Source organism: Actinoplanes sp. NPDC051851 (assembly GCF_040681165.1).
GTDB lineage: Bacteria > Actinomycetota > Actinomycetes > Mycobacteriales > Micromonosporaceae > Actinoplanes.
Window position 1 is genome coordinate 50,331 of record NZ_JBFAYF010000043.1, and the last position, 22,167, is coordinate 72,497.

Below are 22,167 nucleotides of genomic sequence, written 5' to 3' on the forward strand. Positions count from 1 at the left end.
CGGTGCTCGGCCCGGCCATGAGGGACATGGCCGGGCCGAGAAGAATCAGACCTTGGAGGAAACGTCGGACGACGGCGAGAGAGAAACCTCAGAGGACGACGAGCGCATTCCGGTACGGATCGTCTCCAGCACCGCCACGCCCTGCGCCGCCAGTGAGGCGACCACGCTGTTCAGGCCCTCTGCGCCGTCGAGCACGGTGACGTTCGCGCCGCGCAGGCCCTCGGCGGCCGCCCGCAGCATCTCCGGGAGCTTGTCGATGATCGCCTGGTCGAGCGCGATCCGGTCCTGCGCGGCGGCCGCCTCCGCGGAGACCGTGGTCGCGTCCGCCTCGGCGCGGGCCAGCGCCCGGATCCGCTCCGCCTCCGCCTCGGCGGGCCGGACCACCTCGGCGATCAACTGGGCCTGGCGCAGCTCGGCGTTCTTCTGCGCGACCAGCGCCTGCTCGGCGATCACCTCCTGCGCGGCCCGGGCTGCGGCGAGCGGGCCGGCCTGCGCCGCGGTCTGCTGCGCCTGATCAATCTCGGCCTGATACTGCGCCTGGGCGATCGCGGTCTGGCGCGCGTACTCGGCCTGGTGCCGGATGCTCTCCTGCTGGGCCATCGCGCTCTGCCGGTCGGCGGCGGCCTGCGCGACCTTCGCCTCCTGGTTGACCCGGGCCTGGTGCGGTGCGGCGAGCGCCCGGATGTACCCGACGCCCTTGTCGTCGATGCTGCTGATCTGCAGCGAGTCGACGGCGAGCCCGATCCGCGCCATCTCGGTCTTGCTGGCGTCGACGATCGCGTCGGCGAGCGTCTGCTGTTCCCGGATGATCGACTCGACGGTCATGCTGCCGATGATGCTGCGCAGGTGCCCCGAGAAGATCCGCCCGACCAGGGTCGGCATCTGACCCTGGTCGCCCTGGAAGCGACGGGCCGCCGCGGCGATCGACTCGTGGTCGTCGCCGACCTTGAACGCGATCACCGCCTGGACACCCAGCGTCAACCCCTGCTTCGTGTAGCAGTCCTCGACGACCTCGGCCTCCTGCATGGCGAGCGTGAGCCGGGTGGCCTTGGAGAAGACCGGCATCACGAAGACGCCGTGCCCCGTGACGATCTTGAACGGCAACGCGTCCGCGCCCCGCTGCTTACGACCACTGATCAGCAACGCCTCGTTGGGGGCGGGCACCCGGTAACCGAACACTTCTACAGCCCTTCCACGACGCCGCGGGCGATCCCGTCCGGCGGCACACTGGGCCATGGCTCGACGTCGACCTGGCGCGCGCCACGGTTGTTGACGACGAGCACGTCCGCTCCGGCCGCCACGGCTCCGGCGGCGTACGCGAGGTAGTAGTGCGGTATCCCCTGGACGACCAGGCGCACCTCCCCGGCCCGTTCCCCGCCCCGGATCGCGGTGACCACGACCCCGACGCGCCCGACCAGCGATCCACTCGTCACTCCCGCATTGTGCGCCCGCCACGCACCCCCGCCGCCAGCCATTTGTCACCCATGCCGATCTCCGCAGCGCCCGAACCACGGCTCGATCTTGGCAATTTTCGGTCGATACATGGACGTTTATTGCCAAGATCGAGACGGATCAGGGGTGAAGCGCGGCGTTGAGTGGTGGGCGCTACGGTGGGCACGCCGGCCTGGAGGCTCGGCGAGGGCAGGGGTCAGTGCCAGGGCTTGTAGGCCGGGTTGCTCTCGCAGTCGCTCATGATCTCGGTCTTGGTGGTCTTGTTCACCGGGCAGACACCGATCACGTACTCGGCACGGATGCCGCCCGGGAACGCCACCTCCAGCTGATCCGCGTACTTGTGGTCACTGCCGATCGTCTTGTTCACGTCCACACCGCCGGGCGCGTCGATGTAGTAGTTGAAGCCGGACTTGTACCAGGACTTGTACAGGTCGTGGTCGTAGGTGGTGGAGACGTACGGCGAGGGCTGGTTCTGCAGCACGTACGCCTTGACGTCGTACTGTCCGGTCGCGATGTCCTTGGCCGCGAAGCCCTGCGCGAAGATGATCGCCGGCCCACGGCTGTCGCTGCGGTACAGCGTCCCGCACCCGTTCCGCCACACCGGCGCCGGAGTGATCTTGTCAATCTGGACACTGTGGTCGATCGCCGCCACGACCCTGTCCTCGACGACGGGACACGAAGCACCCACGAGAGCAGAGAACACGCTCACGGAGGCGGCCCGCACGCTCACGGAAGCGACGCCAGAAGCTGCGCGCACGCTCACGGAATCGACGCCGGAAGCGGCCCGCGCGCTCGCGGAAGCGGCGCGCACGGTTGCCGGAGCGGCCGCGGAGGCCGCCGGTGCGCTCGCGGGAGTGACCAGGACAGCCACGAGGCAGAGAACGGTGACGAGAAAACGCCGGGAAGCAGTCATGATCAACACGATGGCCTCGACCCCGGGGACCTCAGTGGATCATCACACCATCGCCGCGTGTTCCCCAGACCGCCGCACGGCTACCGTGAGCTGCTGTTATAGGCAGCCTCCGAGCGTCCGTAGGCGGGTGGCAGGTGCGGCCACTCCAGCGCCCGCGCGTCCAGTCGTCCCGGCGGGCTGATCCCGCTCCATCCGCCACCGAGGTCGACCCGATGGTCGTCGGCGGCCCGCTCCTCGAACGCCGACCCGCCCTCCCTTTCCAAGACCCATTTCCCGGTACGCGCCAACGACACCGACACGTGCCCGACCTCGCCGTTCCGCTCCCGGTTCGCCAGCGCGGTCAGCACCCCGGCGGCCAGCAGGTAGCCGCTCGCGTGATCGAGCAGCTGGCAGGGCAACGCCCCGGGACGTTCCCCGTCCACACTGGTCGCCATGCCGATCCCGCACGCGACCTGCACGAGGCTGTCGAACCCCCGACGCGAACCCCAGACCGCGGCGGCCCCCGCCACATCCCGGGTCTCCTCGGCGCCCCAGGCGGAGAGCGTCGCGACGATCGTCCCCGGATGCCGCTCGGCGATCGTCGCGGGATCGAGCCCGAGCCGCCGCATCGCCCCCGGCCGGTACCCGGTCACCACCACGTCGGCCGCCGCCACCAGTCCGTCCAGCACCGCCCGCTCGGCGACCCCGTCCAGCAGACAGCTCGCCTTCCCGATGATCCCGTCGACGGCGTGCAGCGGAAGCTCCGGCCGATTCGGATCATCCACCCGCAGCACGTCAGCGCCGAGCGCCCCGAGCATCCGGGTACCCACCGGCCCCGCGATCACCCGGGTCAGATCCAGTACCCGCAGCCCCGAAGCGGGCAGCACTCCGGCCGGCGGCAACGGCTCGCCCGTCCCGATCCGCTCGATACCGATCAGCGGCACCTCCCGCAGGTCAGGCCCCGCAGACACCGTCCGCCGCTCGGTTGTCCCCGGCTCGGCCGCCCGTTGCCCCGCCGTCCCCTGCCCGGCCGCCCGTTGCCCCGCCGTCCCCTGCCCGGCCGCCCGTTGCCCCGCCGTTCCTTGCCCGGCCGACCACTGCGCGGCCGTCCGTGCCGCGACCGCCAGGCCGCCGTGCTCGTAGACGACCCGTTCCACCTCGGCCGCTTCCCGGGAACGGATCGCGGCGGCCACCGCGTCCGGGTCGCCGGTCACCCCGAGCGCCGCGAGCAGGGCTTCCCGGTGCCAGGGATAGTTCGCATGGGTGCGCACCCACCCGTCCGCGGCCTCCCAGAGCCGGGACAGCGGCGCGAACCCGCCGATCCCGCGGCCGCCCGCGTCCCGCAGCCACACCTCACTGCGCACCGCCGCCGCCACGTGCTCGTCGCCCAGTTCGATCACCGGCCGCCGTCCGGTGCGCGCTTCGGCGAGGTCCCCCGCCGCACCGAGGCACGCCGCGACCGAGTCCACCGCACAGTCCGCGACGGCGAGCGGATAGGGCAGCCGCGCCGCCGACGAGGAGACCGCCACGGACGAGGCCGACACCAACGGCACCGACACCGGCACTGACGAGGCCGACACCAACGGCACCGGCACCGGCACCGGCACTGACGAGGCCGACACCGACGAGAGCGGCGTCCCGGGCTCAAACGACGAGTTCACGCTGCCACCTTTTGCGGATGTAGACCACGAGCATGAGGCATCGTCCCAGCGTAGGCGGGCCGACCCGAGACAGCGGGGCTCTGTCGGCCCGCACGCCGATCACGACTCGTGGCGTGGATCGGGCCGAAGCGGAGAACCGGTCAGATCTCGCCGGTGCCCCGGGGGCGCGGGGCTCGGCACGGCCGGGACCGGCGCATCGAGCGGCCCGCGCCCGGAACCCAGCAGCGCACCCCCGGCGACCGTGACCAGGAGCACCGCCAGCAGGAACGCCCTCTCGGGCACCGTCGACGCGTTCTCCGCCAGGCCGAAGAGTGTGTGCCCGACGAGCGCCCCGGTACAGGCCGCGACCAGGTGCCGGCGCGTCCATCGCCAGCGCCCCAGTGTCCACACCGTCGCCGCGACGATCAGGGCCGCCCCCGCCATCGGCAGCAGCGCCCACGCCCCGTGGGTGAAGAGCGGCTGCTCCGCCCCACCGAACGGCCAGATCATCCCCAGGAACCCCAGCGCCGCGACCGCGGTGATCCCCGCCGCCGGCAACGGGCGCGGCGGGTCGACGAGGCGTGGCGTGGGGAACCGCCCCCGAAGCCCGACGGCGAAGACGGCCGTCGCCACCAGGGCCACGATGATCACCGCGCTTCGCGGCATCACATAGCCCGGGTCCGCCACCGGGGGCACGCTCACCCGCACGAGCAGCGCGCCCAGCACCGCGACGACCCCCGAGGTGATCAGCCCGCCCCGTCGCAGGAACGGCCGGGTGCCGTGGACGACCTCGACCAGCGCCACCGGCACCGCGACACTGAACACCGCGTGATAGATCAAATTCAGTTCCGTGTACGCCGTATTGACGCCGAGGAGTCGCGGCGCCCACTCCGCCGCACCGTACAGATGCGGGCTGGTCAGGCTCTGTAGGGCCAGCCCCTCCTCGATCAGCCCGTAGCCCACTCCCATGATCAGCAGGTGCGGATACCCACCGCCGGTCCGCCGGACCAGCTCCCGGATGAACAGTGCCCCCGCACCGTAGATCGGCACGAAGAACAGCACGATCCAGAGCTGATCCAGCGGCAGATTACCGATGCTGACCTCGGCGGCCAATGGCGCCAGCACCACCAGTGACCAGGCCGCTCGCTTGTTCGTCGTCATGTGCTCAACGCTAGGAAAACCGCTGCCCGCGGTCATCAGACCATGGACGGGCTTCGCTCTGCGACTTCAGGATGAGAGGCCCCCGACCCAGGGATGAAAGCCCTCGACCCAGGGATGAAAACCCCCGGCCCGGGATGAGAGCCACGGCCCGGGACGAGGGGCGAAGCGGCTCCGACGGGAGAGCGCCGCGACTCCGGTCACGGGGCGGGGCGCGGGCGTACCAGTCCCAGGTCGTACGCCAGAACCACCGCCTTGACCCGGTCCCGGACGCCGAGCTTGCGCAGGACCGCCGACACGTGCGTCTTCACCGTCGCCTCGGTGACCACCAGCCGCGCCGCGATCTCCGCATTGGACGACCCGCGGGCCAGCAGCACCAGCACCTCCCGCTCCCGCTCGGTGAGCTCGTCCAGCCGACCGCCCGGCACAACCGGCGCCACGTCGGTCGCCACGAACCGGTCCAGCAGCCGCCGCGTCATCGACGGGGCGATCAGCGCGTCGCCGCGCGCAACCACCCGGATCGCCTCCACGAGGTCGCCCGGCCGCACGTCCTTGAGCAGGAAGCCGCTCGCTCCGGCCCGCAGCGCCGCGTAGAGCGTCTCCTCCAGGTCGTAGGTGGTCAGAATGATCACTTTCGGTACGTCGGCGGCGGCGGTGAGGCGCGCCGTCGCGGTCACCCCGTCGGTCCCGGGCATGCGCACGTCCATCAGCACCACGTCCGGCCGGGTCTGCGCCACCACCCGCAGCGCCTGATCCCCGTCGCCGGCCTCCCCGACCACGGCCAGGTCCTCGCGCGCTTCGAGGATCATCCGGAACCCGGCCCGTACCAGCGCCTGGTCATCCGCGATCACCACCGAGATCGTCACCCCGGAGCCCCGTCCCGTGTCACCCGGCCGGGCTGCCGGGGAACCGTGCCGTGGCGTACCGGCAGACGGGCCTCCACCTCGAAGCCGCCGCCGTCCCTCGGCGCGGCCCGCAGCTCACCGCCGAGCAGGTCCACCCGCTCCCGCATCCCGATCAGCCCGTGTCCCGCCCGATTACGGGCCGTCGCCCCGTCCCCGTCGTCGACCACCCGTACCGAGACCTCCGCCTCGTCCACCCGCAGCTGCACCTCGGCCTGCGACGCGCGGGCGTGCCGCAGGGTGTTCGTCAGGGCCTCCTGCACGATCCGGTACGCGTTCACCTGCACCCCGAGCGGCACCTCGGCCTCCCCCGCTCGTCGTACCGTCACCCGCAGCCCGGCCTCCCCCATCGTCTCCGCCAGCCGATCGATATCCGCCAGCGTCGGTTGTGGTGACCCGGCCCCGCCCGACGGCGCGCCGGCCGGGTCCTCACGCACCGACCGCAGGAATCCCCGCAGTTCGGCCAGCGCCTCCCGCCCGGCCCGCTCGGTCCGCCGCACCGCCTCGCGGGCCTTCTCCGGGTGCGAGTCGAAGACGTCGTCCGCGGCCGCCACCTGCACCACCATCAGCGACACCGTGTGCGCGAGCACGTCGTGCAACTCCCGGGCGATCCGTGCCCGCTCCTCCAGAACGGCCTGCCGCCGCTGCGCCGCGCGCCGTGCCCCACCGGCCCGTCCCAGCGCACCCCAGCTCCAGGCGAGGACGACCCCACCGAGCCACAGCCCGGCCAGGTCCCAGCGCCCGCGCAGCACCGCCGGCCCGCAGACCGCGACCACCGCCGGCGGCAGCATCCACAGTGCCTGCGCGGCGGGCCGCAGCCACGCGTAGGTGCACAACACCACGAACGCGATCCCCGGCCCGAACCCCGGAACCACCCCGTGCAGACCCGCGCTCACCCCGAGCAGGACCAGGGTCATCCCCGTGGGCCACCGCACCAGCCACCAGAGCGCACCCGCCTGCACCGCGGTCAGAGCGATCGCGGCCGCCCAGCCCTCGGCCGCCGGCCCGCTCAGCCCCACCGCCACCAGTGAGAACGCGATGGAACCGGCCACCAGCGAACACCGCAGCCACCGCGGAAGGCGCGGTGAATAGCCATCCCCCATGTCGGCACACGCTACCTCGGCCGGCGCGCTCGACGCGTACGCGAGAAACGCCCGGAAAACGATGGGACGAGACGGGTAGCCTCGCCGTCATGACCGAGTTTCTGCATGTCACCGAGCGCACGACCTGGGAGTCCGCCCTCCCGACGGGCGGCTACCGCATCTCGACCAAGGGCGTGTCCCTTGAGGAACAGGGCTTCATTCACTTCTCCCTTGCGCACCAGCTCCGCACCGTCGCCGAACTCCTCTACCGCGACGCGGACGAGCCCCTGGTCGTCCTGGTCATCGACGGCGAACGCCTCACCGCACCGGTCAGATACGAGGCCATGGAGCCGGGCGGCGACGAGTTCCCGCACCTCTACGGCGAACTGCCCACCACCGCCGTCATCAGGGTCGTCCCGGTCGAGCGCGACAGCGGGGGCCGCATGATCCTCCCCGAGTAGACGTCTTCGACGTGCCGGAGACCACTGCCGCACGGACGCCGGTGCCGGACGGGAAATCCATTCACTCGGAAGTGCGCATCGGGACGGTCGATCTCGTCGTGGTGGATCGGCGGGACGGACAGCGTTGTCACCACGCTTGACACGGCACTCAGGGGGCTCTGAACGGCGTACGGAAAGGAAGAACGCCATCAGCGGGAGGCGACGACGGCGCGCAACAACTCCCGCAGCTTGTCGCGGTCCTCGGCGGCGAGCGGGGCCAGGAAGGCGGCCTCCACCTCGTCGATCGCGGGCGCCGCGCGGGCGTGCAGATCGCGGCCCGCCGGAGTGAGCTCGATCAGGTTCTTCCGGCGGTCGCGCGGGTCGGGCAGGCGCAGGAGCAGACCCTTTTCGGACATCGTGTCGGTGAGCGCGACGATCGTGGTGCGGTCGATGCCGAGGCGGCGGCTGATCTCCTGCTGCGAGACGGCGCCGATCACGGTGAGCAGGGTGAGCACGGCCAGCTCGCGCCCGTCGACGTTGAACGGCGCCAGAGCGGGTTCATACGCGTCGACGAGCAGGCGTTGTGCGCCTTTGAGGAGGCCCGCGAGCCGCAGTGTGGCGAGATGATCGCCGGTTTCCGTGAACGCTCCCATGGTCGGCACCGGGTCAGACTACCCGTACTGTCATCGTCAGTGACCTGACGATCAGTAAGCTGACGTAGTGGAGTTCCCGTGACCGAACCGAGCTTCGGCGTCAAGACCACCCCCATGCATTCGGGGACTTCGTGCTCACCCTGCGGACCCCCTACCCATCCGGGGTCGCGTCGTGGGTCGCCGACTCCCTACTCCCCTAAGATCACCAGCTGCTGGGTCGCCCGGGTCATCGCCACGTAGCGGTCGACGGCGCCCTCGATACCCCCGCCGAACGCCTGCGGGTCGACCACGATGACGAGGTCGAACTCCAGGCCCTTGGCGAGCACCGGGGTCAGCGAGCGCACCCTCGGCCGCTCCCGGAAGGCGCCGTGACCGATCACGCAGGCCAGCCCTGTAGTGTGCGTTTTCAGCCACTCGTCGATGATCGACTCCAGGTCACCGACCGTGCCGTGCCGGACCGGGAAGCCGCTGCTGCGGATCGAGGTGGGCACGTTGGCGTCCGGCAGCGCGGCGCGGATCATCGGGGCGGCCTCGGCCATGACCTCTTCGGGCGTACGGTAATTGATGCTGAGCGAGGCCATCCGGATCTGATCGAATCCGGTCCGGTGCAGACGATCCTCCCACGACTCGGTGAAGCCGTGCCGCGCCTGCGCCCGGTCGCCGACGATGGTGAAGCTCCGCGACGGGCACCGGGCCAGCAACATCTGCCACTCGGCGTCCGTCAGCTCCTGCGCCTCGTCCACCACGACGTGCGCGAACGGGCCGGCCAGCAGATCCGGATCGGACACCGGCAGGCGACTCCCCTCGGCCAGCACTTCGCGCAGATCCTGCTGCCGGAGCATGGTCATCAGGCCCTCGCCGTCGTCGTACTCGTTCGACGCGATCAGATCCTCGACGACCCGGTCCATATCGGCCCGGCCTGCGGCCATCGCCGCCTCCTGCTTCCGCCTCGCCCGCGACGTCTCAGGGTCACCGAGCCTTTGCCGTACGCCGTCCAGCAGCGGCAGATCGGAAACGGTCCACGCCCGTGGCTCGGGGCGCTGCAACATCCGGATCTCCGCGACGCTCAGCCACGGCGCGCACTTCCGGAGATAGGCCGGCACCGACCAGAGATCGGCCACCAGATCGGCCGCCTCGAGGATCGGCCAGGCGCGCCCGAAAGCCTGCCGCAGCTCCCGGTTCCGGGCCAGCTCCGCCTCACCGATCTCGGACTTCGCGGCCAGGATCGCCAGCAGCTCGGCCCAGACCCGGTCGCGCGCGTCGTTGTGCGGCGTACCGGGGTCCGGCGCCTCGAACGCCTCGGCCCAGTCGGCCGCGGTCACCCGGAGATCCCCGTCCTCGGTCTCGACGGTGATCCCCTTCGACGGCGGCTCCTGGTAGAAGCGGACCGCGGCCTCCATCGCGTGCACCAGTCGCGCCGACGACTTCAGCGCGGCCACGGCGGGATCGTTCTCGGCCACCGCACCGGTACCCTCGGCGACCAGGTCCCGCAGCGTACAGGTCTGCACGTCGTCCTCACCCAGATTGGGCAGCACGTCCGCGACGTACGCCAGATAGGGCTCGTGCGGCCCCACGAAGAGCACCCCGCCGCGCCCGTGCCCGAGCCGCGGATCGGCGTAGCGCAGGTACGCCGTCCGGTGCAGCGCCACCACGGTCTTCCCGGTGCCCGGCCCGCCGTCGACCACGAGCGCCCCGGACGAGCCGGCCCGGACGATCGCGTCCTGGTCGGCCTGGATGGTGCCGAGGACGTCCCGCATCCGCGGCGAACGGCTGGTGCCCAGGCTGGCGATGAAGGCCGACTGGTCGTCGAGCGCGGCGTTGCCCGCCAGTCCCTCGGCGGTGAAGACCTCGTCCCAGTAGTCGATGATCCGCCCCTCCAGCCAGCGGTATCGGCGCCGGCTGACCAGACCCATCGGATTGCCGTGGGTGGCACCGAAGAACGGCTCGGAGACCGGGGACCGCCAGTCGACGAGCAGCCGCCCGCCCTCCCCGTCGGTCAGGCCGAGCCGCCCGACGTAGACCGTCTCGCCGCTCCCGTCGACCATCCGGCCGAGGCAGAGGTCCAGGCTGAAGCGGCGCAGGGTACGCAGGCGGGCGCTCATCCGGCGGACGGCGTCGTCCCGGTCGACGGCCTGCCTGCCCTTGCCCGCCGGTGCTCTGCGCTCGGCGTCGAGGCGCTCCTCGAGCTCGGCGATCGAGCGGTCGAGGCTCCCGGCGATCGCGGCGAAGTGCTTCTCGTCCTCGGCGATCAGGGCCGGGTCCGCCTTGGCCGCAAGGTTCGGCGGCAGGTCGAAGACGGTCACGGGCGGTACTCCTCGATCAGCGTCTGCGCGGCGGCGAGGGCGCCGTCGGGATACATCGCGGCGGCCACGGCTGCGGCGTGCGCGAACGTCTCGGGGGCGAGGGCGATGGTGAGGGCGTCGTCGAGGGGGCCGACGGCGCCGATGCCGAGGGCCTCCACCCGGGAGCCCCAGTACGGTTGGTCGCCGCCCTGCGGGAGGATCACCTGGGGGACGCCGGCGAGGGCGGCGGCCGTGGTGGTCCCGGCGCCGCCGTGATGGACGACGGCGGAGACCCGGGGGAAGAGCGCCTGGTGGTTGACCTCATCGACGACGAGGCAGCGTGGCGATTCCGGGCGCGGCGCGGCCCAGCCTCGCGCCACGACGTACCGGAAATTCGCACTTAAGTCAGGAAATTTCGGCGTGGTGCTTCCGAATCCGATGTACACCGGCGGATCGCCGGCGTCCAGGAACTCCTCCACCTCGGCGGGGAGCGGGCGGTCGTCCGGGGTCACCCAGGCGCCCGTCTGCACGACGTCCAGGTCACCCGAGTCCGGCCACGGCGCGAGCAGCGGGTCGCAGGCGAGCCACGGGCCGTCGGTGAAACCGTAGTCCCGCACGTTCTCGACGGCGGCGAGACCGGCCGCCGCCCGCCGGGCGTTCAGCGCGTCCCGGAACAGGGCGTTCGCGTTCTCCGCGTCGAGCGCCCACAGCTTCCCATTGTCGGTCACGCCCTCCGGCAGCGGATGTCCCGGGCGCGGTATCGGCGGATGGAACGGTGACGGGAGCGAGGTCGGCTGAAAGGCGGTGTAGACGTACGGGATCCCCAGCCCGTCGGCCACCGAACGCACTCCCAGCACACTCGGCAGGATCCCGGCCGCCACGATCACGTCGGCGCCGGCGGCCACGTCCGGGAGCTTCGCGAACTGTTCGCCGATGAGCGCGGCCGCACGTTCCGGCACACCCGCCGCTGTCGGCCGCCGTTCTCCGGTGACCAGCGCCCGGACCGACTGCCCGATCGGCGTGAACGGGACTCCCACCCCGTGCAGCCGCTTCCCGAACTCGTCGTCGTCCGGCGCGCAGACGCGCACCTCGGCGCCCTGTTCCCGCAGCCTTACCGCGAGCGCCACCATCGGTTCCACGCCACCACGCGAGTCATAGCAAGAGAGCACCACACGCACGTTCCCATTCCCCCGTCTTCGCAGGTCAACCGCTCAGGCCGCCGATTTTGCCGCACCACCCGGGCCTTGCCGCAAGCCCCCCTCCGTGATATAGCTTGGAGGTGGAAGGGGATGGTTTGTCCGCCCCATCACGGTCTCTCCTCCGGCTGGCCCGTCGCCGTCGCGCCCTGGTCGAGGATGGGTCGGCCTCGTCCCAGAACTCCTCGCCCATGCCCGTTCCCTCTCTCGAGACGCCCTCCGCCGGCGCACCGGTGGTCGCTTGTGGAACGAGGCCGCCCGGGGGCCGGGTCAGAGCCGCGCCAGGCGGGGCATCGGGTCGACGGCGATCAGGGCGGTACGGGCGACGATGATCGTCATGGCCGCGAGAACAGACAATGAAACGTTTCGCAATCACACCCGTTGACGTACGCAAAAACTGCGCTTGAAAAACGGACGCTTGACATGATAGTCATCGATGCTTAATGTCGCGGTAACACGGATTGATGAAACGTTTTATTGATCCGTCGCGCCGCTCATCCCCCATGTCGGGCGGCCGTTTCCTCCCATCCCCCTCTCGCGGAGGCAACACATGCGTACTGTTCGGTCACTGATCCTCGCCGTCCTCCTGTTCTCCCTCTCGGCGGTCCTTCCCGCGGCTTCCCCGGCCTCGGCGGCGTGCGCGAGCAAGACCGGGAACAGCGCCGACGCCCCGGCGCTGGCGGCGACCACCACGGTCTGGCTCGCCGGGGACTCCACGATGGCCAACCCGAGCGCCAGCTGCCCGGTCGGCTGGGGCGCCGAGTTCGACGCGCTCTTCGACAGCAGCGTCGTGGTGAACAACCTCGCGGTCGCCGGGCGCAGCATCCAGACCTGGCTCTACGAGGGGAACGTCTCCTCGACGATCGGGTCGGACGGCGAGTGCGTGCTGACCTCGACCACGTACTCGGCGAACTGGCAGAAGGTGCTCGCCGGGATCAAGGCCGGTGACTACCTGTTCATCCAGTTCGGCATCAACGACGGCTCGACCACCTGCCCGCGGCACGTCGGGTCGGCCCGCTACCAGCAGCTGATGACCGTGATGGCGCAGGCCGCGCAGGCCAAGGGCGCGCACCCGGTGCTGCTCACCGCGGTCGCCGCGATCACCTGCTCGGGCAGCACCGCGGTGAAGAACCGGGGCTTCGTCACCGAGACCACCGCGTCGAGCACCGCGACCGGTTCGCCGCTGATCGACCTGCAGACGCTCAGCGTCAACTACTACAACTCGCTGGGGCTCTGCCCGAACGACGGCGACTACACCTCCGGGCTGGTCGGACAGTTCTTCTGCAACGATCACACCCACTTCGAGGAGTACGGGGCGATCCGGATCGCCCAGCTGGTGGCCGGAGCGCTGCGGGCCCAGAACATCGCGCTGGCCGGAGCACTGCTGTGAAGGCGCTCCTGGTGGCGCTGGCCGTGCTGCTACTCCCCCAACCGGCCGCGGCCCAGGCGACTCCGGCCACCGTCGCCACGGTTCAAGCGACCGGGGACGGGTCGCCGACCGACGCGAACATCCAGTTCGCCGGGCGGTGGAACACCACGAACGCCGCCGCCTACGTGCCCCAGTGGGCGGGTGCCTACCTGCGGGTCGGGTTCACCGGGACGACCGTGTCGCTCAAGCAGCGCAACACGATCGAGTTCTGGTACAGCATCGACGGCGGCGCGTACACCAAGAAGAGCGGAAGCGGAACGCTCAGCCTGACCCCCACCAGGCTGGCCTCGGGGCAGCACAGCCTGCTCGTCTCCTATCGGATCGTGGCCGGCAGCTACACCGGGGACGCGGTCTACCAGGGGCTGGTGCTGGACAGCGGCGCGTCGACCTACCGGCTGGCGCAGCCCGCGAAGGGCGTGGAGTTCGTCGGCGACTCGATCACGGCGGGGTACACGGCGACCAATGTGGCACTCAGCTCTTACCCGTGGATCATCGGCGAGAACCTGGGCACGGCGCACACGCAGGTCGCGCTCAGCGGTGCCTGCCTGCGAGAACTCACCGCCGCGGAGAGCACCCGGGGCATCCGCTGTTACGGGCTCGAGGACCGCTACACGAAGCTGAGCTTCAACGACGGCTCGGCGGACTGGAACTTCGCCCTCTTCCAGCCGAACGTCGTGGTGATCAATATCGGCACCAACGACGTCGGACACGGGGTGACCAGCGCGGACTTCCTGGTCGCGTATCAGCACCTGCTCCAGATCGTACGGGAGAGGAATCCGCAGGCGGCGATCCTGGCGCTCCGGATCTTCAAGGGCTCCTGGGCGCCGGAGACGGCGCAGGCCGTCACCAACCGGAAGGCGGCGGGTGACACGAAGGTCACGTACGTCGACACGACCGGCTGGTGGAACGGCTCCACGATGACCGACGACGGCACCCACCCGAACGATTACGGCCATCAGGTCCTGGCCGGCTACCTTCAGCCGATCGTCGCGGCGGCGCTGGGCTAGACCTCGAGGACGCCGCCGACGGCACCGGCCGCGGGCGGGAGGGCATCGGTATCGATGTCCTCCATCAGGTGGATGTCGGCGAACTCGCTGATCGAGGGCCGTCCCAGCTCGTCGAAGATCGACAGCCGGCGGCGCAGACGCAGCCCGGGATAGTCGTCGTGATCGAAGGAGAGCACCAGCTCGGTGGCCGGCCAGTCTCCGGACAACGAGGCCGTCCACCGGCTGGTGCCGTTCGCGAGCGGGCCCCGCGCGCCGGTCTCCACGTCCTGCCAGGCACGGTCGAGACCGGTGAAGCAGGCCAGCTGGTAGTCGGCGAACGAACGCGCGTCGACCGGCCGCGCCGGCAGCGGCCAGCAGTGCTCGGTGATGTCGACCTCGCCGACCTCCGGAATCTCCCTCTTCTCCATCGGCCGGCACCGGGGATCGCCGACCTCGTGGTCGGCCAGCCTCAGCTCCTCCTCGGGGACCGGACCCGGCGGCACCTTCAGCCAGGCGCTGCGCCAGGTCACGTCGAAGGTTTCGCAACCGATGTGGTGCTTCGTGTACGGCAACTCGTCGACCTCGAGGTAGACGGCGTCCTCCCCGACCACGATGTCCCGAACCGGACGGTCGACGTCCACGTACCGGGACCCACCGTCCGGGGCGACCAGGAACAGCCGGTGCGAACCCAGCTCCGGCGGCTCCTCATCCGGACCGGACAGCAGAACCTGATCCGGCGGGTCGCTGCACCAGGCGCCCCGGGCCTCGACGGCATACAGCCAGCGTCCGGCGCTGTAGCCGCCGTACACCTCGCCGTCCGGAGTGACCCGGGCGACCGGACCGCCCCTACCCGGCTGCACCCACAGGTCGGCGCCCCAGCCGAGCACCCGCCACTGCTCATCCACCGGCGGTGGCGGGAGATCCGGCCAGGAGACGAGTCGCCGGACCACGCCGGTGGCCGCGTCGAGCAACGCCGCGACGGGCTGGAGCCTGTCGACCACCCAGAGCAGGTCACCGGCGGCAACCGCGTACCCCGGTCGGAGAAAACGCCTGGTCATACCTATTTTCTACACGGCGGCTCTTCTGCACGGCGGCTCTTCTACATCGCAGCTCTTCTACACGGCAGCCGACCCGACGGTCCGGTAACCGTCGTCCTGGACCAGTTCGAAGATCTTGCCGTCCGGAAGGCGGAAGTGCTGCCAGAAGTACGCGCCTCCGCCCTCCTTCGGCCCGATCAGCTCGACGTCCGCCCGGTGCAGCGTCGCGATCGCCTCGTCGATGTTCTCGACCAGGAGGCTCGCCACCACCTTCTCGACCGCGAACTGCTCGGGCGGATCGCTCGACTCCGGACCGAAGACCTCGATCTTGTCGCCGGACGGCAGCCGGAAGACGGCGAAGTCCGGGCGCTCGTAGTCCAGCGGCAGACCGGCGACACCGGCGAAGAAGTCCCGCATGGACTGGTAGGAATCGGTCTTGACGCCGACCCAGGAGATGGCTCGTACACGCATCCCGCCAGCCTCGTACCTCAAGCGGGGTTGAGGTCAAGCGCCGCGGTCACCCGGAACGGTTAGTGGGCTGAACTGCTCCTCACGGGCGGCCAGGGACGCCACCGCGTGACGGTACTCCGACCTGCTGATCTCGGCGCAGAGGAGGCGGCGCAGCAGCAGCCCCTCCTCGGAACGGTCCCGGATCGGCCATACCGCGTACCCGATGGCCATGACCAGACCCACCGCCAGGATCGTGAGAACCACCACGTCCACCACCTCCACGCCGGATCCTTTCGCGGGATCCCCGCGCCCGGCAGGGCCGTTCGGCCCTACTCCCCGACCGGACGGTTGCCGACAAATCGGCCCCCGGCCTATCGTGCCGCCATGCTGGTCAGCCTTCGCCCGCTCACGCTCGACGACACCGGCGCCGTCCACGAATGGGCGAGCATGCCGGAAGCACGCCGCTATCAGGCCTGGGGTCCCAACACCGAGACCGAAACCCTCGCCTACGTACGCGAGGCTGTCGCGTCCCCGCCGTCGAGGCGGGTCCTCGGGGTGCTCGCCGACGACTAGTTCCCACGCCACGGCGACTCCGATCCGGCCGGCGTGCAGGGGTGACCCTGCTGGTCACATCTGGACCACCCGGGCGGGACGCCGGATCCCGTGACAGGGTGCCGCCCGCCCGAACACTCGCCGCCCGCGGATCGTCGGCTCCGCCTGCCCGGGTTCGTTCGTGAACCGGCCGGGCGGCACCCCGCGAGCGGCGAGCCGGCGGTCCCAGGGCGCCTCGGCCGATCGGCTGGCGATCCGGGGTGCCTCGGGCCGGTCCGGCTGGCGATCCGGGGTGCCTCAGGCCCTCCGAGAGACCCCTGACCACCAGCCGCGCCGGGAAAGCTGGCACTCACGGGTCACTCAAGCCCGCCGACACACCCCTGAACGCCGGCCAAACTCCCGCAGCTGGCGCCTACGGGTGCATCGCCCCACCCGAGACACCCGTAGCGGCCAGCCGACCGGTCCTGGCTGGCCGCTACGGGTGTCTCGGGGCGGCTGAGGCACCCCTGAGGACCAGCCGGAAGGCGCCGAGACGGGGTGACGTCATGGGCCGGGGTGGGCGCCGGCGATCTGCGGCGCGGGGCCGAGGTGGCGATGCCGGCCTGGCCGCCAGGCAGCGCTGGTTCCTCCCGGGCGGCACCCGTGGGGATCTAGGGTCACGGCGTGAGTGTCGGGGACGAGATCAGGGACTTCCTGCTGTCGCGGCGGGCGCGGGTCTCGCCGGAGCAGGCCGGGATTCCGTGGCACGGCGAGCGGCGCGTGGCCGGATTGCGCCGTGAGGAGGTGGCGCAGCTCGCCGGGGTGAGCGTCGAGTACTACACCCGGCTGGAGCGCGGGAACGCGCGCGGCTACTCCGACGACGTGCTCACCGCGGTGGCGCGGGCGCTGCGGCTCGACGATGCAGAGGTCGAGCATCTGATGGACCTGGTGCACGCGGCCAACGCGCGCCCCGGCAGGCAGCCCCGGAAAGGAGTCGCGCTCGACCCCGGCGTTCAGCGCCTCCTGGATGCGATGACAGGCATTCCGGCGTACGTATGGAACGGCCGCCTGGACGTGCTGGCGACCAACGCCCTGGGGCGGGCCCTGTTCGCACCGATGATGACCGACGGCAACCAGGCGAGGTTCCTCTTCCTGGACCCGGCGGCGCGCGAGTTCTTCCCGGACCGCGAGCGGCTGGCGCACGACGCGGTAGCGGTGCTGCGCGCGGAGGCGGGACGGAACCGCCAGGACGAGCGGCTCGGCGACCTGATCCGGGAGCTCTCCGCGGGCAGTGCGGAGTTCCGGGAGCTCTGGGCCGCGTACGACCTGGACCGGCACCGCAGCGGCGTCAAACGTTTCCGGCACCCGGTGGCGGGGCCGCTGACCGTGCGCTTCACCGCCCTGGCGCTGATCGGCCAGCCGGGGCTGCGGCTCGGCGCCGGCACACCCGAGCCGGGCTCGGAGGAGGCGCTGGGCCTCCTCATCAAGAATGGAGAACCCTGATGAGCAACACCGCCCTGCTGGTCATGGACGTGCAGGAGGCCGTCGTCGCGCGGTACCCGGACCCGGACTACCTGCCGCGGCTGGCCACGGCGGTCGAGGCGGCACGGTCCGCCGGGCTGCCGGTGATCTTCGTGGTGGTCGGGTTCCGGCCGGGGGCGCCCGAGGTGAGCACGGCGAACCGGATGTTCGGCGGGCTGGCCGGCCGGGACAGCCCGGCACCGGAGGCGCACCCCGCGGTAGCCCGGCGCGATCGGGAGGCGCTGGTCGTGAAGCGGCGGGTCTCCGCGTTCGCGGGCAGCGACCTGGACATGCTGCTGCGGGCCCAGCGGATCGAGCACCTGGTGCTCACCGGGATCGCCACCAGCGGGGTGGTGCTCTCCACCCTGCGGCAGGCCGCCGATCTGGACTACCGGCTCACCGTCCTGAACGACGGCTGCCTGGACAACGACGAGGCGGTGCACGAGGTGCTGACCGAGAAGGTCTTCCCCAGTCAGGCGGAGGTGGTCACCGTCGCGGAGTGGATCAAGAAAGTCGGATAGCGTCGACGACGGCCGGGTTCAGGGGGCGGGCGGCGTCGATCCGCGGGCCAGGACACGCAGCAGCACCAGCGCCCCGGCGAAGACGAAGACCGCCAGGATCAACGGCACTATCAGGTACGACGGTTGCGTGTACCCCCGCGCGAGCAGCAACGCCACCGGCACGATCACGATGGCCGCCAGTTGCGCCGCGATCAGCCGTTCCAGCCCCCGCCCCCGCAGTCCCATCCAGATCGCCGGCACCAGCCCGCCACCGATGAGCACCAGCACCACGATCGTACCGACCATCCCCCACCCCCTCCGGCCCCGCTCTATCCATGACGGACCGGCCGCGCCTTCCCCCATCTCGTACGATTAAACGGGTTGGTTTGCTAAAAATTCCTATCTCTCTCGCTCATCGCCGACATCGATGCTCTGGGTGACACTTTCCGGTCATCCGGCGGGCGGCGCGTCGCGGGCTCGTCCACCGGCCGGACCGGTCAGCGCGCCAGGGGCAGGGCCAGCCACTTCACCTGGCGCAGGATCAGCGTGGTCTCCACGCTCTGCACGCCGTCGAGGGCACCGAGCCGGTCGGTCAGATAGGCGTAGAGCTCCTCGGCGCCACGGCAGCGGACCTCGGCGGCGAGGTTGATCCGGCCGCTCACCGCGGCCGCGAACTCCACCTCGGGATGACCGGCGAGGGCGCGGCCGACGGTGGCCAGCGCCGACGGCGACACGGTCAGCCACAGCATGGCGGCCAGGTCGAGACCGAGCGCCTCCGGCGCGTGCTGGACGTCGAAGTAGAGCACCCCGGCCGCGAGCAGCCGGCCCAGGCGCCGCCGTACCTGCTCCTCGGACTGATCGCAGGCCCGGCCGAGCGCGGTCGTCGAGGCCCGCCCGTCGTCGAAGAGCGCGGCGAGGAGGTGCTCGTCGACCGCGTCGAGCGTGGGCCTCGCGGTCGTCCCGGCGGGCGCCTGCGGGCGCAGGATCCGCTCCTCCCGTACGGTCAGCGCGCTGGTCTCGCGGTGGCGGCCGAGCCGGCTCCCGGCGAAGCGGTGCAGCAGGCAGTACGCGCTGAATCCGATCACCCGCGGGGTGCGCTGCAGCCGGTCGAGCAGCAGGTCGTTGCGGGCCTGCCGGGTACGCGGCCGCATCGCGCAGACGGTTTCGGCCCCGCCCGACAGGAGCGCGACGTAGGCGGTGTCCGGGCGCCGCGCGAGGGTCTCGGCGAGCCGGTCGGCACTGTCCGGGGTGCACTGCACGCGCACGATCCAGCTCTCCCCGCCGAGCCGGCTCTCGTCGGTCATCCCGACCACCCGCAGCCCGATCGAGGTCTGCAGCCGCCGGAAACGGCGGGCGATCGTCTGGTCGGAGACGCCGAGGGCCTCCGCGATCCGGCTGAACGGCACCCGCCCGTCGAGCTGCAGCGCCTGCAGGAGCTTGAGATCGACGGTGTCGAGCGTCATGGCGTCTCCCGCAGGCGCGCGGACGCCACCGGCCGTGCGGCCGGTGGCGTCCTCAGGTGATCCGGGTCAGACACCGGCTGCCGCGGGTACGGGCCGGTCGGCGGCCGGGCGTTCCGCCTGCCGGGCCGGGCGCAGCAGCACCAGAGCGACGATCGCGGCGATCGTCATCAGCCCGGCCGACACGGTCAGCGCCAGGTGGAAGCCGTCCAGGAACGACTGGCCCAGCGCGCCGAGGGTGGCGTCCCGCGCCGCGCCGTAGTCCCGCGCGGCGACCGCCTGGAAGCCGTCCGCGTTCATCGCGGCGACGGCCGCCCGGCCGGGATCGCCGGTCACCCCGGCCGCGGCGAGGTGCGCGGGCAGTGTGTGCGCCGCGCGGCTGGTCAGCAGCGCGCCGAAGACCGCCGGGCCGAGGGCACCGCCGACCTGGCGGAAGGCGTTGTTGCCGGCCGCGGCCATCCCGGCCAGCCGGTGCGGCACCGAGCCGACCGCGGTCGCGGTCATCGGGGTGAGCACGGCGCCGAGGCCCAGCCCGAACAGCGCCAGCCGCCAGGCGAGGGCGCCGAACGAGGTGGTGGCGTCGACGGTGGACAGCGCCAGCGACGCCACCGCCGCGATCAGCAGGCCACCGGTGAGGAGCAGGCGCACCGGCACCCGGTGCATCAGGGCCGCGCACACCGGCCCGACGACGATCGGCACGGCCGTGAAGGTCAGCAGCCGCAGCGCCGCCTGCATCGTGGTCAGCTGCTGTGCCAGGCCGAAGTAGAGGCTCAGCACGAAGACGCTGCCGATGACACCCATGAAAGTGATCATGGCGACCAGCGCGGTGGCGGTGAATCCGCCGCTGCGGAACAGCTCCGGGCTCAGCATCGGCGCGTCGCTGCGCCGCTCCAGCAGGACGAACGCGGTCAGGAACACCGCGGCGACCGCGAACGCGACGACGACCCGGGCGGACGCGAACGAGTCGGCGCCGCCCTCGATCACCGCGTAGACCAGGGTCACGATCGCGATCGCGGCGGTGATCTGGCCGGGCCAGTCGAGGTGCCGCGTGCCGGGCGCACGCGAGTCGGTGACCAGCGGCACCGACAGGGCGAGGGTGATCAGCGCGACCGGGATCGGCAGCAGGAAGATCCACCGCCATCCCCCGTGGTCGAGGATCAGCCCGGCCAGCAGCGGCCCCGCCGCCAGCGCCAGCAGCAGTGCCGTGGCCCAGAGACTGATGTAGCGGCCGCGCTCCCGCGGGTTCGGCACCGCATGGCTGATCAACGCCAGGGTCGCCGGCAGCAGGGCCGCCGCGCCCATGCCGGCCAGCACCTGACCGGCCCAGAGCAGGTGCACCGTGCCGGCGCCGAGCGCGACCGCGGCACCCGCCGCGCAGAGCAGCAGCCCGGCCTGGAACACCCGCTTGCGGCCGTGCACGTCACCGAAGACGCCGGCGGTCAGGATCAGCGCCGCCATCGGCAGCACGAACGCGTCCGACACCCACGACAGGTCCGGGGTCGAGGCGCCCAGCCCTCGTTGGATCGCCGGCAGGCTCACCGAGACGGTGGTCACCGGTAGATATGCCACGAAGACACCGACGCAGGCCATCACCAGCGTCGCCGTCCGGTGGTCGCCGGACTTTCCCGTCGTCACCATCTGTTGCAGAACTCCCTCCAGGCGGACGCGTTCGTCCGGCCGGGGCACACCCTCCCGATTCTGCAGAAGCGCAGCCAGTCAACGGCGCCGAATCCCGGGAAACTTCCACGAGGAGCCCGCTCAGCCCGCTTTTCCGACATCGGCCGGCGACCGGCGGCGGTCGGGCTTGAACGGCAGGGTGGTGACGGTCGCCCGGATCTCCCGCTGGGCGCTGCCCGGACGGCCCCAGAGCACGGTGACGGCCGTGCCGTCGGCGGCGTATCGCGGCGCGATGACGCAGAGCGAGATGGTGGCGCGGACGTCGATGACCGCATGGTGAGCGCCGGCCGTAGATCCGTCCGCACGCTTTGTCGTCGGTGTGGAGGCTTACCTCTTACGGGCGTGGCTGGGGTGCCAACGTGCGGAGCACGCAGAACTCGTTGCCCTCGGGATCCGCGAGGACCACCCAGCTCACATCATCGCCTTGGCCGACATCCACGCGACGGGCTCCGAGCACGATCAGCCGTTCCACCTCCTCGTCACGACTTACATCGATCGGGCTAACGTCGAGGTGCAGGCGATTCTTGACGACCTTGCCCTCCGGCACCTTGGCAAAGATGATGGTTGGCGGTTGGGGAGCCGCTCGTACCGCCTCAGCCGTCGGCTCCCAAGCGGCAATCTCCACCAGATCGGGTCGTTCGTCGATGATCTGGTAGCCCAACACCGCGGACCAGAATCTCGCCAATCCTCGCGGATCATGACAGTCGATCACCAACTCCGTGAACCTGCTCGCCATACTCGCCCTTCCGCCAACGGTCACCGGATCATCGTCCGAACCACGGCCTTCCGCCAGCGATTTCCAGACCTGACGCCATCCGCTTCTGCCGCATGGAGCGCGTTGTCCACCCGGGGCTGCGTAACGCAGCGTCAGCAGCCGAG

24 protein-coding genes are annotated in these 22,167 nt (G+C 71.2%); 7 read left to right on the forward strand and 17 right to left on the reverse strand.

Annotated features, from left to right (window positions below; genetic code table 11):
• Window positions 1-45: 45 nt before the first annotated feature.
• The 7 genes from AB0M08_RS32665 to AB0M08_RS32695 all read right to left on the reverse strand — a co-directional run bounded on the left by AB0M08_RS32665 (window position 46) and on the right by AB0M08_RS32695 (window position 7,096).
• A complete protein-coding gene (locus AB0M08_RS32665; protein ID WP_364501704.1) occupies window positions 46-1,164 on the reverse strand; it encodes an SPFH domain-containing protein in 1,119 nt (372 codons plus the stop codon).
• A gap of 17 nt (window positions 1,165-1,181) precedes the next feature.
• The gene (locus tag AB0M08_RS32670; protein ID WP_364501706.1) at window positions 1,182-1,433 is read right to left on the reverse strand and encodes a hypothetical protein; all 252 of its coding nucleotides are present in this window, start codon (window positions 1,431-1,433) and stop codon (window positions 1,182-1,184) included.
• A 215-nt stretch (window positions 1,434-1,648) separates the two neighbouring features.
• On the reverse strand, window positions 1,649-2,365 hold the full coding sequence (locus AB0M08_RS32675) for an ADP-ribosyltransferase (RefSeq protein WP_364501709.1): 717 nt from the start codon (window positions 2,363-2,365) through the stop codon (window positions 1,649-1,651).
• Window positions 2,366-2,445: 80 nt separating this feature from the next.
• The gene (locus tag AB0M08_RS32680; protein ID WP_364501712.1) at window positions 2,446-4,005 is read right to left on the reverse strand and encodes a CoA transferase; all 1,560 of its coding nucleotides are present in this window, start codon (window positions 4,003-4,005) and stop codon (window positions 2,446-2,448) included.
• A 99-nt stretch (window positions 4,006-4,104) separates the two neighbouring features.
• The gene (locus AB0M08_RS32685; RefSeq protein ID WP_364501715.1) at window positions 4,105-5,145 is read right to left on the reverse strand and encodes a hypothetical protein; all 1,041 of its coding nucleotides are present in this window, start codon (window positions 5,143-5,145) and stop codon (window positions 4,105-4,107) included.
• A gap of 197 nt (window positions 5,146-5,342) precedes the next feature.
• Window positions 5,343-6,008 (reverse strand): response regulator transcription factor, encoded by a 666-nt coding sequence (locus tag AB0M08_RS32690; protein ID WP_364501717.1) that lies wholly within the window; start codon window positions 6,006-6,008, stop codon window positions 5,343-5,345.
• Window positions 6,005-7,096 carry a sensor histidine kinase gene (locus AB0M08_RS32695; RefSeq protein ID WP_364501720.1) on the reverse strand — a complete coding sequence of 364 codons (1,092 nt, stop codon included), beginning with the start codon at window positions 7,094-7,096 and terminating at the stop codon, window positions 6,005-6,007. Before AB0M08_RS32695 ends, AB0M08_RS32690 begins: the two co-directional genes overlap by 4 nt.
• Before the next feature lie 140 nt (window positions 7,097-7,236).
• Here AB0M08_RS32695 and AB0M08_RS32700 point away from each other — a divergent pair, with 140 nt between their 5' ends.
• The gene (locus tag AB0M08_RS32700) at window positions 7,237-7,587 is read left to right on the forward strand and encodes a DUF952 domain-containing protein (RefSeq protein WP_364501722.1); all 351 of its coding nucleotides are present in this window, start codon (window positions 7,237-7,239) and stop codon (window positions 7,585-7,587) included.
• 188 nt (window positions 7,588-7,775) lie between these two features.
• Here the strand turns inward: AB0M08_RS32700 and AB0M08_RS32705 are convergent, their stop codons facing one another.
• The 3 genes from AB0M08_RS32705 to AB0M08_RS32715 form a co-directional block, all read right to left on the reverse strand.
• The gene (locus tag AB0M08_RS32705) at window positions 7,776-8,219 is read right to left on the reverse strand and encodes a MarR family transcriptional regulator (protein WP_364501826.1); all 444 of its coding nucleotides are present in this window, start codon (window positions 8,217-8,219) and stop codon (window positions 7,776-7,778) included.
• 188 nt (window positions 8,220-8,407) lie between these two features.
• On the reverse strand, window positions 8,408-10,522 hold the full coding sequence (helR, locus tag AB0M08_RS32710) for an RNA polymerase recycling motor ATPase HelR (protein WP_364501725.1): 2,115 nt from the start codon (window positions 10,520-10,522) through the stop codon (window positions 8,408-8,410).
• On the reverse strand, window positions 10,519-11,631 hold the full coding sequence (locus tag AB0M08_RS32715) for a glycosyltransferase (RefSeq protein WP_364501828.1): 1,113 nt from the start codon (window positions 11,629-11,631) through the stop codon (window positions 10,519-10,521). Before AB0M08_RS32715 ends, helR begins: the two co-directional genes overlap by 4 nt.
• Window positions 11,632-12,247: 616 nt before the next feature.
• On the opposite strand from AB0M08_RS32715, the gene AB0M08_RS32720 reads away from it, so the two are divergent.
• Complete coding sequence (locus AB0M08_RS32720; RefSeq protein ID WP_364501728.1) at window positions 12,248-13,087, forward strand: carbohydrate esterase; 840 nt, start codon at window positions 12,248-12,250, stop codon at window positions 13,085-13,087.
• Window positions 13,084-14,133, forward strand: coding sequence for a GDSL-type esterase/lipase family protein (locus AB0M08_RS32725; RefSeq protein WP_364501731.1), 1,050 nt, complete (start codon window positions 13,084-13,086; stop codon window positions 14,131-14,133). Before AB0M08_RS32720 ends, AB0M08_RS32725 begins: the two co-directional genes overlap by 4 nt.
• Here AB0M08_RS32725 and AB0M08_RS32730 read toward each other — a convergent pair.
• The 3 genes from AB0M08_RS32730 to AB0M08_RS32740 are packed head-to-tail and all read right to left on the reverse strand — an operon-like array spanning window position 14,130 to window position 15,881.
• On the reverse strand, window positions 14,130-15,170 hold the full coding sequence (locus AB0M08_RS32730) for a hypothetical protein (RefSeq protein WP_364501734.1): 1,041 nt from the start codon (window positions 15,168-15,170) through the stop codon (window positions 14,130-14,132). The two genes, AB0M08_RS32725 and AB0M08_RS32730, sit on opposite strands and share 4 nt — an antisense overlap.
• A gap of 57 nt (window positions 15,171-15,227) precedes the next feature.
• Entirely contained in the window at window positions 15,228-15,620 is a 393-nt protein-coding gene (locus tag AB0M08_RS32735) for a hypothetical protein (RefSeq protein ID WP_364501737.1), read from the reverse strand.
• Window positions 15,621-15,653: 33 nt separating this feature from the next.
• Window positions 15,654-15,881: a hypothetical protein gene (locus AB0M08_RS32740; protein ID WP_364501740.1), complete on the reverse strand. Its 228-nt coding sequence runs from the start codon at window positions 15,879-15,881 to the stop codon at window positions 15,654-15,656.
• A gap of 102 nt (window positions 15,882-15,983) precedes the next feature.
• Here AB0M08_RS32740 and AB0M08_RS32745 point away from each other — a divergent pair, with 102 nt between their 5' ends.
• The 3 genes from AB0M08_RS32745 to AB0M08_RS32755 all read left to right on the forward strand — a co-directional run bounded on the left by AB0M08_RS32745 (window position 15,984) and on the right by AB0M08_RS32755 (window position 18,172).
• A complete protein-coding gene (locus AB0M08_RS32745; protein ID WP_364501742.1) occupies window positions 15,984-16,172 on the forward strand; it encodes a GNAT family N-acetyltransferase in 189 nt (62 codons plus the stop codon).
• Between the two features lie 642 nt (window positions 16,173-16,814).
• A complete protein-coding gene (locus AB0M08_RS32750; RefSeq protein ID WP_364501745.1) occupies window positions 16,815-17,633 on the forward strand; it encodes a helix-turn-helix transcriptional regulator in 819 nt (272 codons plus the stop codon).
• On the forward strand, window positions 17,633-18,172 hold the full coding sequence (locus AB0M08_RS32755; RefSeq protein ID WP_364501748.1) for an isochorismatase family cysteine hydrolase: 540 nt from the start codon (window positions 17,633-17,635) through the stop codon (window positions 18,170-18,172). The genes AB0M08_RS32750 and AB0M08_RS32755 overlap by 1 nt, the downstream gene beginning before the upstream one ends.
• Before the next feature lie 18 nt (window positions 18,173-18,190).
• On the opposite strand, the gene AB0M08_RS32760 is transcribed toward AB0M08_RS32755, so the two are convergent.
• From AB0M08_RS32760 to AB0M08_RS32770, 3 genes are all read right to left on the reverse strand, one after another.
• Entirely contained in the window at window positions 18,191-18,457 is a 267-nt protein-coding gene (locus tag AB0M08_RS32760; protein ID WP_364501751.1) for a hypothetical protein, read from the reverse strand.
• A gap of 191 nt (window positions 18,458-18,648) precedes the next feature.
• Window positions 18,649-19,614 (reverse strand): Lrp/AsnC family transcriptional regulator, encoded by a 966-nt coding sequence (locus AB0M08_RS32765; protein WP_364501754.1) that lies wholly within the window; start codon window positions 19,612-19,614, stop codon window positions 18,649-18,651.
• 66 nt (window positions 19,615-19,680) lie between these two features.
• A complete protein-coding gene (locus AB0M08_RS32770) occupies window positions 19,681-21,249 on the reverse strand; it encodes an MFS transporter (RefSeq protein WP_364501757.1) in 1,569 nt (522 codons plus the stop codon).
• A gap of 166 nt (window positions 21,250-21,415) precedes the next feature.
• Between AB0M08_RS32770 and AB0M08_RS32775 the strand changes: the two genes are divergently transcribed.
• Window positions 21,416-21,568: a hypothetical protein gene (locus AB0M08_RS32775; protein ID WP_364501759.1), complete on the forward strand. Its 153-nt coding sequence runs from the start codon at window positions 21,416-21,418 to the stop codon at window positions 21,566-21,568.
• Window positions 21,569-21,622: 54 nt separating this feature from the next.
• Here the strand turns inward: AB0M08_RS32775 and AB0M08_RS32780 are convergent, their stop codons facing one another.
• Window positions 21,623-22,024, reverse strand: coding sequence for a VOC family protein (locus AB0M08_RS32780; RefSeq protein WP_364501831.1), 402 nt, complete (start codon window positions 22,022-22,024; stop codon window positions 21,623-21,625).
• Window positions 22,025-22,167: the final 143 nt, after the last annotated feature.